Annotated in this window: 12 protein-coding genes; 11 read left to right on the forward strand and 1 reads right to left on the reverse strand. The window is 66.9% G+C overall.

Going from position 1 to position 13,321, the window contains the following annotated elements:
* Both ASD67_RS04730 and ASD67_RS04735 read left to right on the forward strand, forming a co-directional pair.
* Nucleotides 1-573, forward strand: a complete 573-nt coding sequence (locus tag ASD67_RS04730; RefSeq protein WP_056344125.1) for a nuclear transport factor 2 family protein — start codon at nt 1-3, stop codon at nt 571-573.
* A gap of 21 nt (nt 574-594) precedes the next feature.
* Nucleotides 595-1,602 carry a zinc-dependent alcohol dehydrogenase family protein gene (locus tag ASD67_RS04735; RefSeq protein WP_056344128.1) on the forward strand — a complete coding sequence of 336 codons (1,008 nt, stop codon included), beginning with the start codon at nt 595-597 and terminating at the stop codon, nt 1,600-1,602.
* A gap of 24 nt (nt 1,603-1,626) precedes the next feature.
* Here ASD67_RS04735 and ASD67_RS04740 read toward each other — a convergent pair whose 3' ends face one another.
* Complete coding sequence (locus ASD67_RS04740) at nt 1,627-2,550, reverse strand: SDR family NAD(P)-dependent oxidoreductase (RefSeq protein ID WP_056344131.1); 924 nt, start codon at nt 2,548-2,550, stop codon at nt 1,627-1,629.
* Between the two features lie 137 nt (nt 2,551-2,687).
* Between ASD67_RS04740 and ASD67_RS04745 the strand changes: the two genes are divergently transcribed.
* The 9 genes from ASD67_RS04745 (at nt 2,688) to ASD67_RS04785 (ending at nt 13,314) form a co-directional block, all read left to right on the forward strand.
* A complete protein-coding gene (locus ASD67_RS04745; protein ID WP_056344134.1) occupies nt 2,688-3,812 on the forward strand; it encodes a hypothetical protein in 1,125 nt (374 codons plus the stop codon).
* A gap of 4 nt (nt 3,813-3,816) precedes the next feature.
* The gene (locus tag ASD67_RS04750) at nt 3,817-4,845 is read left to right on the forward strand and encodes a phosphotransferase family protein (protein ID WP_056344137.1); all 1,029 of its coding nucleotides are present in this window, start codon (nt 3,817-3,819) and stop codon (nt 4,843-4,845) included.
* A 4-nt stretch (nt 4,846-4,849) separates the two neighbouring features.
* A complete protein-coding gene (locus tag ASD67_RS04755) occupies nt 4,850-5,302 on the forward strand; it encodes a hypothetical protein (protein ID WP_056344141.1) in 453 nt (150 codons plus the stop codon).
* A 9-nt stretch (nt 5,303-5,311) separates the two neighbouring features.
* Entirely contained in the window at nt 5,312-6,121 is an 810-nt protein-coding gene (locus ASD67_RS04760) for an SDR family NAD(P)-dependent oxidoreductase (RefSeq protein ID WP_056344143.1), read from the forward strand.
* Between the two features lie 4 nt (nt 6,122-6,125).
* The gene (locus ASD67_RS04765; protein ID WP_056344145.1) at nt 6,126-7,574 is read left to right on the forward strand and encodes an aldehyde dehydrogenase family protein; all 1,449 of its coding nucleotides are present in this window, start codon (nt 6,126-6,128) and stop codon (nt 7,572-7,574) included.
* 11 nt (nt 7,575-7,585) lie between these two features.
* A complete protein-coding gene (locus ASD67_RS04770; protein ID WP_056344148.1) occupies nt 7,586-9,190 on the forward strand; it encodes a GMC family oxidoreductase in 1,605 nt (534 codons plus the stop codon).
* The gene (locus tag ASD67_RS04775; RefSeq protein ID WP_056344151.1) at nt 9,187-9,876 is read left to right on the forward strand and encodes an SDR family NAD(P)-dependent oxidoreductase; all 690 of its coding nucleotides are present in this window, start codon (nt 9,187-9,189) and stop codon (nt 9,874-9,876) included. Before ASD67_RS04770 ends, ASD67_RS04775 begins: the two co-directional genes overlap by 4 nt.
* Nucleotides 9,877-9,956: 80 nt before the next feature.
* Nucleotides 9,957-11,453: a class I adenylate-forming enzyme family protein gene (locus ASD67_RS04780; protein ID WP_056344154.1), complete on the forward strand. Its 1,497-nt coding sequence runs from the start codon at nt 9,957-9,959 to the stop codon at nt 11,451-11,453.
* 31 nt (nt 11,454-11,484) lie between these two features.
* Nucleotides 11,485-13,314: an AMP-binding protein gene (locus ASD67_RS04785; RefSeq protein ID WP_056344157.1), complete on the forward strand. Its 1,830-nt coding sequence runs from the start codon at nt 11,485-11,487 to the stop codon at nt 13,312-13,314.
* Nucleotides 13,315-13,321: the final 7 nt, after the last annotated feature.

Genomic DNA, 13,321 nt, shown 5'->3' on the forward strand with positions numbered 1-13,321 from the left:
ATGGAACCCTCCGTCGAAGCGATGGTGCGCGAACTGTACGACAAGCAGAAGATCCGCGAGGTCGTCGCCCGCTATTGCCGCGGGGTCGACCGGATGGACCGCGACCTGTTCCTGTCCGCCTATCACCCCGACGCGATCGACGACCATGGCTTCGTCGTCGCGGGGCCGGAGGAATTCTGGGCCTGGGTGAACCATTATCACACCACCGCCCAGGCGACCCATCAGCACATCATCACCAACCACAGCTGCGAGCTCGACGGCGACACGGCGCATTGCGAAACCTATTGGATGTTCGCCGCGCTCGATCCGAACGGGCAGAATCTGACGATCGGCGGCGGGCGTTATATCGACCGCATGGAAAAACGCGGCGGCGAATGGCGCATCGCGGCGCGCAAATGCGTCCCCGACTGGGGCGGCCAGCCGGTGGCGACCCAAATCAGTCCGGCGGCGCGCGCGATGCTGGCCGAGAGCGGCACGACCGCGCGCGATGCCAGCGACTGCTCGTACGAGCGGCCGCTGACGATCCCGCCCGAACGCGTCGGGATCAACGTCGATATTCTCGCCGGCGCCTGACGCAGCGGCCGGGTCCCAGCGATGAAAGTCTATCGCCTCCGCGATCACGGGTCGCTCGACAATCTGGCGATCGAGGACGCGCCGGTTCCCGAGATCGGGTCCCACGATGTGCTTGTCCGCATCCGCGCCGTCGCGCTCAACGCGCGCGACCTGATGATGGTCTTCGGCCCCTCGCCCTATGGCCCGAAACCGGGGCTGATCCCCCTGTCCGACGGCGCGGGCGAGGTCATCGCCTGCGGATCGGCGGTGACCGACATCGCGCCGGGAATGCGCGTCGTCATTCCGTTCCGCCCCGGCTGGATCGACGGTCCCTTCGATCCCACGGCGATCGCGACCGACCTCGGCGGCGCGGTCGACGGTGTCCTCGCCGAGCAGGTCGCGGTGGCGGCGCGCGCCGTGGTTCCGATCCCCGCTTCGATGTCGTTCGAACAGGCCGCGACGCTGCCGTGCGCCGGCGTCACCGCCTGGGCCGCGCTCGATCGCGGCGCGCCGGTCGGCCCCGGTCACAGCGTCCTCGTCATGGGCAGCGGCGGGGTTTCGCTGTTCGCGCTGCAGATCGCGCGCGCCAAGGGATCCCGGGTGGTCGCCACCACATCGAGCGAGGCCAAAGCCGAGCGCCTGCTCGGCATGGGCGCGAGCGACGTCATCAATTATCGCGAATACCCCGCATGGGACCGGCGGGTTCTGGAACTCACCGACGGGCGCGGGGTCGATCGTGTGGTCGAGGTCGGCGGCGCGGGCACCCTGCCCCGCTCGATGGCGGCGCTGGCGCCCGAGGGCGAGATTGCGCTGGTCGGCCTGCTCGACGATCCGATGAGCGCGATCAGCCCGCTGCCGCTGATGCGGACGACGGGCACCATCCGCGGCATCTCGGTCGGATCGCGCGCCGATCTCGTCCACCTCGTCGATTGTGCGGCGCAAAATTTCGCGCCGGTGATCGACCGCGTCTTCGATTTCGATCAGGCCCGCGCGGCGCTGGCTCATCTCGCATCGCGAACCCATTTCGGAAAAGTGGTGATCCGGGCCTGAGCGACGCGGATCACCTTTTCCTTCTTATTTCCCGGTAAATCGGTTGCGGATGTCCCACGTCAGCGCGCGCGTGGTTCCCTCGTTGCACAGGCCCTCGAAGGTCCAGCCGTCGACCGCGAACTGGCTGCGTACATATTCGGGTTCCTGCACCAGCGCGACATGGCCGCCGTTGATGAAGAGTTCGCGTCCGTTGAGGTTTTCCGACAGGTCGGAACAGAGCCAGGCCGCGACCGCGGCGACATTCCACGGGCGGCCGTCGGGGCCGCTGTTGCCGATCCAGTGGTTCGACAGCGGCGGAATCTTGAGCGTGTTCATCGCATAGCCGAGCGTCTCGTACACCTCGGGGATATTCATGTTGCTCGGCCCCGAAATCGGGCGGATGACGTTGGTGCGCACCCCATATTCGGCCAATTCGCGCGCGACGGTGCGCGACATGCCGACGACACCCTCTTTCGCGGCGCTGTAATTGGCCATGCCATAATGGCCAAAGCCCGAGGGGGAAGCGAAGTTGACGATCGCGCCGCCCTGTTTCTTCAGATGCTCGGCACCGGCGCGGATCGTCGCGAAATAGCCCTTGAGGTTGACCGCGATGACGATGTCGAAATCCTCCTCGCTCATCTCGGTGATCCGGCGGGGGCGAATGATGCCAGCGTTGTTGATCAGATAATCGAGCCGCCCGAAATGGTCGATCGCGCAATCGACGACCGCCTGGCCGCCCGCCATCGACGCGACGCTCGAGGTGTCGGCGACCGCCTCTCCCCCTGCGGCCTTGATCTCGTCGACGACCTGCTGCGCGAAACTCGCATCGCCGCCGCCGCCCTGCGGCCCGCCGCCCAGATCGTTGACGACGATCTTTGTCCCCTCGCGCGCCATCAGCAGCGCGGTTTCGCGCCCGATCCCGCGCCCGGCGCCGGTGATCACGGCCACCCGGCCATCGAATTGTCCCATATCCTGCTCCCTACTTGTGTTCTGTGTCGATTCCCGATTAAAGGTATATAGGTTTTATACGATTGTGAGCATGATTCAACCGAACTCACGATCGCCGGACGGCCTCATATGACAGGGGCTGCCGATGGGAGAGATGCATGCTGAGCGCGTTCGACGATTACCCCTATCACCAGATCGCCGACCATTTCGACTGTGCCGGCAGCAGCGACCATCGTTTTTTCGACCGCTATTGGTGGGTCGCCTATGATCCCGAGAATCGCGCGCAGGTGAACTCGGGCCTCGGCGTCTACAAGAATATGAATGTGCTCGACGGCTTCGGGACGATCCTGCTCGACGGGCAGCAGCATAATCTGCGGACGTCGCGCGCCTGGCGCCCGAATGTCGGCCGGATCGGCGCGGGGCCGCTCGACTATATCGTCAAGGAAGGGCTCAAGAGCTTTCGCCTGCTGCTCGAGCCGAATGATTTCGGCGTGTCTTTCGACATGCATTGGGAAGCGACGCTGCCGGCGTTCGACGAGCCGCATCACCGCCGCCATATCAACGGGGTGCTGCACGAGGACTATCGGCGCTATTATCAGTTCGGACGGGTCAACGGCTGGGCGGAGGCGCAGGGGACGCGGATCGAGATCGTCGACTGGTTCGGCTTTCGCGACCGATCCTTCGGCGTCCGCCCCTCGGTCGGCGGTCCGCCGCCGCCGACCCCGCCCGCGCCGGTCGCGGGCGGCCGCGTGACGTCGGTGATTTCGGGCATGGCCTTCGCCTGCGACGACGGAACCCATGGCAGCGTCCAGATCCAGGAGGACGATAGCGGCCGCACCGTCTATTCGGGCGGCAAGCTGGTGCGGCGCGACGGCGACGGATGGCGCGAGATGACCATCGACGGCGCGACGGTCGATATCGGCCTCGTACCCGGCACGCTGAAACCGACGGCGCTGAATTTCGATTTCACCGCCGGCGGCGACCGGTATGAACTGCGCGGCACGCCGCTCTCGGACGGTTTCGTCTATCAGGGCTATGGCTATTATAACGGCTATTGGGACCAGCGCGGGCTCGGCGCGTGGCGCGGCGACGGCATCGTCGAAGGCGAGACCTATGATGTCAGCGATCCGTCGCGCGTGCGCGACCTCAGCGGTCGTGTGACCTTTCCGGCCGTCCTGCCGCACGAATATCCGCTGGCGATCACCCTCAACGGCGCCGCCGGCATGGCCGATTCGATGGTCGGCTTTACCGGCCCCCACCCGCGCTACCGGCCGCAGGGATAAATCGATGCCCCTCTATCAACCGCTCAACGAACCGCAGATGACGGCCTATTTCCAACAGCTTTTCCCGGATCGGCCCAAGGCGCGCCTCGAAACGGTCAAGCGCTCCTATCCCGGCATGTCGCGCGAAACCTGGTGGGTCACGCTCGCCTGGGACGCCGACGGCGAAGAGGGCCGCGAGAAATTCGTCGTCCGCCTCGATCCGCCCGGCGGCTGCATGTCCGACAGTCCGCTCCGCGACGAAAGCGAAGTGTATCGCCTGCTCCATGGCACCGCGGTGCCCGTGCCGCGCCTGGTGGTGCACGAGGACCGTCCCCAATGGCTGCTTGAGGGACGCGAATTCACGATCCGCGAATGGATCGATGGCGAGATCGAGCCGGCCTGTCTTCGCGAGACCGGCGACGAAGCCGAAGCGGCGAAGATCGGCATCGTCAAGGAACAGATGGACAAATTGGCCGCGCTCCACGCACTCGACTGGGACGCGATGGGCTTCGGCCAGCTGCTGCCCATTCCGTCCGACCCCGAAAATTGCGGTAAGGACGATGTCGTCCGGCATCTCGAGATGCTCGACCGCCACGCCCAGGAGCCGCTTCCGGGCCTGCGCGAAATCGGTCGCTGGCTGCTCGACAACCCGCCCCCCGCCCCGGCGCGTATCGTCCTGCGCAAGGAGAACAACGGCATCGGCGAAGAGATTTGGCAGGACGGCAGGATCGTTGGCATGTGCGACTGGGAGGGCGCGAGCCTGGGCGATCCGGCGCTCGACCTGGCCGTCGCGATGGGGACGACCGCCAAATATTGGGACGAGGATGCCGCGCTCGCCTATTACAACAGCGTCGCGCCGCACCCGGTGACGCAGGAGGCCGTCGGCTGGTACCGGCGCTTCTGGGGCTACAAGGGCGCGTGCGCGTTGCACTCGGCCTTGCGCAACTACAACGACGGCCGCGACCGCCGCGTCCAACTTCTTACGCTCGGTTGCCTCTATCCGGTGATGGTCCAGGCGAACCTGTCCGCCGCCGCACAGTTCGGGAAGGGTTGAGGCGATGAATCCTTCAGCACAGGACATTCTTCGCGGTTGCGTCGAGAATCTCGAAGAGCTGGTCGCACCCGAAATCAGCAGTCCGCATGCGAAAAGCGCGATGATGTGCGCGCGCATGCTGATCAACCATGTCATCCTGCGCCTCGATCAGGAGGGCGCCGCACTGGTCGAGGATTGCCGCGAGAAGCGCCGCCTGCTGGCCACGCTGGCCGAAGCGGGAGAATTTCCGCCGGCGCTCGCCGCCGAGGTTCGCACCCTCGCCGCCGACGCCGAACCCGGTCATATCGCGATGGCCGATCTCACCGCGCGCAACGACGCGTGGAAACGCCTGTTCGAACGGGCGCTCGCCGAGCCGCTCGCCCCCGCGGTCCGCACCAGCCTGCGCGCGCAACTGGCGGCGCAGATCGGCCGCGAAGCCGCCTATTGCGTTCCCGCGCTCGACGGACCGATGTTTTAAGGAGCCCCTATGACCGACACCATCTTTGACTCCGCTGCCCTTGCGCCCTTCACCCTGACCGGAAAGGTCGCGCTGATAACCGGCGCCGCGTCGGGGCTCGGCAAGGCGACCGCCGGGCTTTTCCTCGACGTCGGCGCCAGCGTCGTGATCGCCGACCTGAATGCCGAGGGCGCCGCCGCGGTTGCCGCCGAACTCGCGGCCAAGGGGCCGACGCTCGGCATCGGCATGGACGTGTCCGACGAGGCCGCGGTGCAGGCGGGTTTTGCCACCGCGGCCGAGCGGTTCGGCGGCGTCGATGTGCTGGTCAACAACGCCGCCTATCGCGGCAAGGCGAACACAATGGACATGTCGGTCGCCGAATGGGACATCATGCACGCCGTGTGTACGCGCGGCAGTTTCCTGTGCCTGCGCGAAGCGGTCAAGCAGATGCGACTGCGCGGCGGCGGGTCGGTGGTCAATGTCTCGTCGATGAGCGCGCAGCATCCGACGATCTTTCCCAACATGCATTATGACTCGGCAAAGGCCGGGGTCGATGCGATCACCCGGCTGGCGGCGGTCGAGTTCGGCAAGGACGGGATTCGCGTCAATTCGGTGCTGCCCGGCGGGATGGCGACCCCCGGACCCGACAAGATGCGCGCGGCGCAGGCGGCGGGCGGCGCGGTCATCGCGGGGCCGGCGACGATCCCGGGGCGCAATCCGATGGGGCGCATCGCCGATCCCATCGAAATGGCGCGCGCGATCCTGTTCCTCGCCAGCGACGCGGCGAGCTATATCACCGGCGCCGAACTGCTCGTCGACGCCGGCTTCACCAAGGGTTGATGGCATGACCGACCTGCTCTCCGACAGCCGTCCCCTGATCGGCGATACGCGCCCTGCGACGACCGGCCTCGGCGCCCGCGATCATGTCAATCCCGCCACCGGACAGGTTCAGGCACGCGTGTTGATCGGCGGCGGCAGCGAGATCGATGCCGCGGCGCGCGCTGCCGTTCTCGGCCAACGGGCGTGGCAGGCGCTCGGCCCCGAAAAGCGGCGCGATAGCCTGCTGCGCCTCGCCGACCTGATCGAAGCCGACGCGGCCAAGCTCCTGCGGATGGCGGCGCTCGAATGCGGCACCCCGCTGTCGAGCAATTCGAGCGGCCTCGCGCTGTCGTGGATCCGCTACTATGCCGGCTGGGCCGACAAGATCGAGGGCAGCTACAGCGAACCCTTCGGCATCGCCGGACTAGCTTATTCGCGGCACGAGCCGATCGGGGTGATCGGCGTCATCATCCCGTGGAATTCGCCGCTGGTGGCGATCGCGATGACCGCGATCCTGGCGATGGCGGCGGGCAATGCCGTCATCCTCAAGCCGCCGACGCAGACCCCGTTCGTCGCGTTGCGTTTTGGCGAACTGGCGCTCGAGGCGGGGATTCCGGCAGGGGTGCTGAACATCGTTCCCGGCGATGCCGAAGCGGGCGAGGCACTGATCGCGCATCCGGCGGTAGGCAAGATCAGCTTCACCGGCGGCGACATCGTCGCCAAGGCGGTGATGCGGACCGCCGCCGAGCATCTGAAACCCGTCGCGCTGGAACTCGGCGGCAAGTCGGCGAACCTGATCTTCGCCGATGCCGATCTCGATGTCGCGGCGGCGATGGCCGCCGGTTGCAGCCTCGTCCCGCTGGCGGGGCAAGGCTGCGTCCTGCCAACGCGCGTCTATGCGCATAGCGCGATCTTCGACGAGTTCGTCGACCGGGTGCGCGCGCATGCTGAAAGCTACACGCTTGGCGATCCGCTCGACCCTGCCACCATCATCGGACCCGTCATCAACGAGGCCGCCGCGCAGCGGATCATCGGGGTGATCGACCGCGCCAAGGCCGAAAGCGGTGGCCGGCTGGTCACCGGGGGTCGCCGCGGACAAGGCGACCTCGCCGCCGGCAGCTTCGTCGAGCCGACGGTGTTCGCCGGCGTCGCGCACGACAGCCACCTCGCCCGCGAGGAAGTCTTCGGCCCGGTGCTGTCGATCGTACGGTTCGACGATGACGCCGACGCGGTGGCGATGGCCAATGATTCGCGCTTCGGCCTCGGCGCCTATCTCCACACCCGCGACCTGTCGCGCGCGCACAAGGTCGCCGCCGCGCTCGAGGCCGGATGCGTCGCGGTCAACGGCATGTTGCCGATGGCCCCCAACCAGCCCTTCGGCGGCGTCAAGCAAAGCGGCTTCGGACGCGAGGGCGGCCGTGCTGGGCTCGAGGAATTCATGCAGATCAAGCAGGTGCTGATGCACCTGCGCTGAGGGGATGAGGCGTGGACGACGAGGCGGACTTTGTCATTGTGGGCGGGGGCAGCGCGGGCTGCGTCCTGGCCGCGCGGCTGAGCGAAAATCCCGGGCATCGGGTGATCCTGCTCGAGGCCGGCGGCGAAGGCCGCGATTTCCTCGTCCGGATGCCCGCCGGCACCGCGAAACTGATGGGGCACAAAAAGTTCGACTGGTGCCTGCCGACCGAACCCGACCCATCAATCAACGACCGCACGATGCAATGGGCGGCGGGCAAGGCGCTGGGCGGCAGTTCGGCGATCAACGGCCAGGTCTATATGCGCGGCGAACGGTCGGACTATGACCATTGGGCCGCCGCCGGCTGCACCGGCTGGGGCTATGACGATGTCTTCCCCTATTTCCTGAAGGCCGAGGAATTCCACGGGCCGCCGATGCAATCGCATGGCCGGCACGGCCCGCTCAGCGTCTCGCCGATCCAGGATCCGCAACCGATCGGCCAATATGTCATCGACGCCTTCACCCAGGCCGGGATTCCGCTGAACGACGATTATTGCAACGGCAACCAGAGCGGCGTCTATCGGATCTTCGCGACGCAAAAAGACGGCCAGCGCTGTTCGGCGGCGCGCGCCTATCTCGATCCGGTGCGCGGCCGCGCGAACCTGACCGTCGTCACCCAGGCGCATGTCGACCGGATCGTCATCGAGGGCGGCCGGGCGACCGGGGTGGAGGTGCGCGTGGCCGGCGAGCGCCGCGTCATCCGGGCGCGCGGCGAAGTGCTGCTGTGCGCCGGCACCTTGTTGTCGCCCACCCTATTGATGCGGTCGGGTCTCGGTCCGGCGGCGGGGCTGGCCGCGCACGGTATTGCGGTGCAGCGCGACCTGCCCGGCGTCGGGCGGAATTTGCGCGAGCACAACAGCGTCAGCCTGGCGAAGCTGGTCAACATCCCGACGATGAGCGCCGAGCTCGGCCCGTTCAAGCTCGCACGCCACATGCTGAATTACATGTTCTTCCATCGCGGGCTGCTGACGACCCCGGCGGTGCAGGTCATGGCGGCATTCCGCACCGATCCCGACCTCGCCGACCCCGACATCATCCTGTCGATGCTGCCCGTCGCGGTCTCGTTCAACGACAAGGGCGATGCGGTGGTGGAGAAGCGTCCGTCCTTCTCGTTCGGATTCCATGTCGCGCGCCCGCAGAGTCGCGGCGAAATCCGGCTGCGCAGTGCCGATCCCGATACCAAGCCGGTGATCGACCATCGGCTGCAAAGCGCGCAGAGCGACGTCGACAAGCTGGTCGCGGGGCTGAAGATCGTCGAAAGTCTGTGCCGCACGCCGGCCTTGGCCGCGATCATCACCGGGACGCTGCGGCCCGATCCCCTTCCGCAAAACGACGACCAGTGGGAAGCCTATGTCCGCCAATGGGGCGGCATCGGATATCATGCGGTCGGCACCTGCCGCATGGGCGCTGATGGCGACCCTATGGCGGTGCTTGATCCGCATTTGCGGGTCCGGGGGATCGCGGGACTGCGGGTGGTCGATGCGTCGGTGATGCCCGAACCGGTGTCGGCGAACACCAATGCGCCGACGATCATGATCGCCGAACGCGCCGCCGAATGGATCGGGAGAGGGATATGACGCTCGAACGCATTTTTGGAGTGACCGACCGCAAGATACTGGTCATCGGCGCCACCCCGATCGGCGAGGCCACCGCCGCGCTGTTCAACGAACTGGGGGCCACTGCCGAAATCGCCGACGTCGCGCCCGACGAGCAGGTGATCGCCGACGCGGTTGCCGACTTTGTCGCACGCCATGGCCGGATCGACGTGATGGTCTATGCGGTCACGCGCATCGGGACCTATGCGCTGCCGACGATGTCGCTCGACCAGTGGGATCAGGTGCAGGACGCCAATCTGCGCGGCGCCTTTCTGGCCATGCGCGCGGTGATCCCCGCCATGCAGCAACAGGGCGGCGGCGCGATCGTCGCGGTGTCGACGATGGGATCGGTCCATCCGGTGCTGAAGGGCAACGGCGCCTATGGCGCGTCGAAGGCGGGGCTCAACGGCCTCGTGCGCGCGGCGGCGCTCGACCATGCCGACGACGGCATTCGCGTCAACGCGGTGTTGCCCGGCGCCGTGCCCGTGGGCGACCCGCCAGCCGATATGGAGCGGCTCGGCGGACCAGCCACCCAGCCCGGCCGGTTGATGCTGGGAATGGGGCGTGCCGAGGATGTCGCCAGCGCCATCGTCTATCTCGCCTCCCCGGCGGCGCGTTTCGTCACCGGACAGATGCTGGCGCTCGACGGCGGCTTCCTGATTTCATGAGGAATGGCTTGCAAAGCGAGGGCATATACATATAAATCAGATAGACATTAATTTCCACCGCTCGCAAGGATTACGGCAGCATGCCCACGCTCAATTCGATCGTCCGCAACGTCATGGCGATCGACCCTGCCGCCCCGGCGCTCGAATATCAGGGGCAGTGGCACAGCTGGGGGGACCTCAGCGGGGTGATCGATGCGGTCGAGGCGCTGTTGCAGCGACATCGAATCGGTTCGGGAACCCGCATCGGCGGCATATTGCGCAACACCCCGCCCATGGCGGCGGTGATCATCGGCACGATCACCTCCGACCGCTGCGTCGTCACCCTCAACCCCGCGCTGCCCGACGAAAAGCTGGCGAACGATATCATCGCGCTGAAGACTCCCGTCATCATCGCCCAGACCGAGGACTGGCAGCGCGCGCCGGTGCGCGACGCGGTCGCGCAAAGCGGCGCATTGGGGATCGAGATTACCGGCGACAAGGATCAGCCCGCGCGTCTGATCATGGAAAGCACCGGGACCGATTTCCACAGCGATGCCGCGGGGATCGGGATCGAGATGCTGACCAGCGGCACCACCGGCGCGCCCAAGCGGGTACCGCTGAAAGCCGCCAATTTCTCGAAGATGGTACTCGACGCGGCGGTGTTCGAAAAGCGCGACATCGATGCCCCGCCGACCTTGTCGCGGGCGGTGAGCATTTCCAACACCCCCTTCTCGCACATCGGCGGCATATTCAGCCTGTTCGTCACGCTGTCGGCCGGCCGGAAATCCTGCATGCTCGACCGCTTCCGGGTCGATGAATTTGTCGATGCGGTACAGCGGCACCGGCCCAAGGTCGCGGGCGCACCGCCGTCGGCGCTGCGGATGATCCTCGATGCCGGGGTACCCAAAGAGGCGCTGTCGAGCCTCGTCGCCTTTCGCACCTCGACGGCGCCGCTCGATCCCGCGCTGGCAGACCAGTTCTACGAGCATTTCGGCATCCCGGTCCTGCAAAATTATGGCGCGACCGAATTCGCCGGCGGGGTCGCGGGGTGGACGCTCCCCGATTTCCTGAAATCGGGCGCCCAGCGGCGCGGCAGCGTCGGCAAGATGAACCCCGGCGTCGACGGCCGCATCGTCGATCCCGAAAGCGGCGAGCCGCTGGCCTATGGCGAAAAGGGACTGCTCGAACTGCGCGCCAAACATCTTGGCGACGGCCGGAACTGGGTCCGAACGACCGACCTCGCGCGCATGGACGAAGAGCAATTCCTGTGGATCCTCGGCCGCGCCGACAATGCGATCATCCGCGGCGGGTTCAAGATCATCCCCGACGACGTCGTCAAGGCGATGGAGACCCATCCCGCCGTCCTCGAAGCCTGTGTCGTCGCGCTGTCCGATCCGCGACTGGGGCAGGTTCCCGCGGCAGGATATCGCGTGAAAGCGGGACAGTCGGTCGCCGCAGACGAACTGCGGGCGTATCTGCGCGAACGGCTGACCGCCTATCAGCTGCCGACCAAGCTGCTCGAAGTGCAGGATTTCCCACGGACGCCATCGATGAAACCCAGCCAGCCCGAACTCAAGAAGCTGCTCGAAGCGGCTTGATCGGGCCGGTCGGCTGAAGCATGGCCCGACGGTGGATTATGCGCCTTTGCCTTTCGAACCGCATCGCTGCCGCTTCGAGGGTCGTGACGACGGCTCGACGCTGATCACGCCGGGCTATCGCCTGCCCGATCTGTGGCCGTCGATCCCGCGCCTGTTCATCGACCGCGCCGAGCGTTTTCCGGATCGCCCGCTGGTCGCGCGCCGCGAATTGCTGCCCGACGGCGGCCGCGGCGAATGGCGGCGGCTATCGTTCGGCGACGCCTTGCAGCAGGTGCGCGGGCTGGCGCAGGCGCTGATCGATCGGGGGATCGGTCCCGACGCGTCGGTCATGGTCCTGTCTGGGGGCAGTCCCGAGCATCTGGTCGTCAACCTCGCCGCCCAGATGGCGCGCGCGCCTTATACGCCGGTGTCGGTCAATTATTCGCTCGCCGGCGGCGATTTCGCGCGGCTGCGGCACTGCTTCGCGATATGCCGGCCGCGGCTGATCTACGCCGACGACTGGCGCATCTTCCTGCCCGCGATGCGCGCACTCAACGAACGGGGCGACCTGATCCTCGTCACCGACGAGGCCGCTCCCGATGGCGAAACGCTGGCGCTGGGCGATCTGATATCGGCCGTGCCGACCGATGCGGTCGATGCGTCGCTCGCCGCGATCACCCCCGACACCCACGCCAAGACGATCTTCACCTCGGGTTCGACCGGCAAGCCCAAAGGCGTGATCCAGACCCAGCGTATCCTGACCGGCATCGTCGCGCAGCATCAGGCGATGTATGCGCATGAAGAGGAAGAAAGCGCGGCCAAGGCCTTTCTGTCGTGGGTGCCGTGGAGCCATGTCGGCGGCAACAACACCCTGCCCGCCGACATCTTCAACGAAGCCGCCTGCTTTTACATCGACGACGGGCGCCCCCTGCCCGGCCAGTTCGCCGAGTCGATCCGCAACCTGCGCGAGATATGCCTGACCGAATATAATTCGACCCCGATCTTCTTTTCGGAACTGGTCACCGCGATGGAGGCCGACGACGGGCTGCGCGACCATTTTTTCCGCGACCTGCGCTTCCTCAGCTACGGGTCGGCGGGATTGTCGGAGGATGTGTTCCGCCGCCTGCAGGCGCTGGCGGTCGCGGCCACCGGGCGCCGGATTCCGATCATCACCAAATATGGGACGACCGAGACGCAGGGGACGACGATCGTCGGCTGGCCGCTCGAAACCACCGGCCCGATCGGGCTGCCCTTTGCCGGCAATGTGGTGAAGCTGGCGCCCGCCGGCGGGCGGCTCGAGATCCGCGTCAAGGGACTGACCGTCACCCCCGGCTATCTCAGCGATCGCAACGCCACCGCCGCCGCCTTCGATGACGAGGGTTTTTATCGCACCGGCGACGCCGCCCGCTTCGTCGATCCCGAACGCCCCGAGCTCGGCCTTGTCTTCGACGGTCGGGTCACCGAGAATTTCAAGCTGTCGTCGGGCACCTGGGTCCATGTCGGGGCGCTCCGCATGGCGCTGCTCGATGCGCTCGATCCGCTGTTGCAGGATGTCGTGATCGCGGGCGAAGGACGCGGCGAGGTGCGCGCGCTCGGCTGGATGCGGCTTACCGATGCGCGCAAGCTGGTCGGGGACGATCTCGACGCCGCAGCACTGGCCGGTCATCCGGCGATCGCAGCGCATGTCGCGGCACGGCTCGCGCACCACAATGCCGCGGCGGGCGGCCAGTCGCGCCGCGTCGCCGCGCTGCGCCTGCTGATCGCGCCGCCCGCCGGCGACGAGATCGCCGACAAGGGCTATGTCAACCAGCGCGAAGTGCAGCGCCAGCGCGTCGCCGATGTCGAGGCGCTCTATCGCGGCGAGGCTATCGCCGCCGGCTGACGCGCGG

This window comes from Sphingopyxis sp. Root1497 (assembly GCF_001427085.1).
In the GTDB taxonomy this organism is placed as follows: domain Bacteria; phylum Pseudomonadota; class Alphaproteobacteria; order Sphingomonadales; family Sphingomonadaceae; genus Sphingopyxis.

Coding starts and splice junctions, on each gene's coding strand:
- ASD67_RS04765 (WP_056344145.1), top strand. CDS start 6,126: ATGACCGACCTGCTCTCCGACAGCCGTCCCCTGATCGGCGATACGCGC.
- ASD67_RS04780 (WP_056344154.1), top strand. CDS start 9,957: ATGCCCACGCTCAATTCGATCGTCCGCAACGTCATGGCGATCGACCCT.
- ASD67_RS04755 (WP_056344141.1), top strand. CDS start 4,850: ATGAATCCTTCAGCACAGGACATTCTTCGCGGTTGCGTCGAGAATCTC.
- ASD67_RS04730 (WP_056344125.1), top strand. CDS start 1: ATGGAACCCTCCGTCGAAGCGATGGTGCGCGAACTGTACGACAAGCAG.
- ASD67_RS04775 (WP_056344151.1), top strand. CDS start 9,187: ATGACGCTCGAACGCATTTTTGGAGTGACCGACCGCAAGATACTGGTC.
- ASD67_RS04750 (WP_056344137.1), top strand. CDS start 3,817: ATGCCCCTCTATCAACCGCTCAACGAACCGCAGATGACGGCCTATTTC.
- ASD67_RS04740 (WP_056344131.1), bottom strand. CDS start 2,550: ATGGGACAATTCGATGGCCGGGTGGCCGTGATCACCGGCGCCGGGCGC.
- ASD67_RS04745 (WP_056344134.1), top strand. CDS start 2,688: ATGCTGAGCGCGTTCGACGATTACCCCTATCACCAGATCGCCGACCAT.
- ASD67_RS04760 (WP_056344143.1), top strand. CDS start 5,312: ATGACCGACACCATCTTTGACTCCGCTGCCCTTGCGCCCTTCACCCTG.
- ASD67_RS04735 (WP_056344128.1), top strand. CDS start 595: ATGAAAGTCTATCGCCTCCGCGATCACGGGTCGCTCGACAATCTGGCG.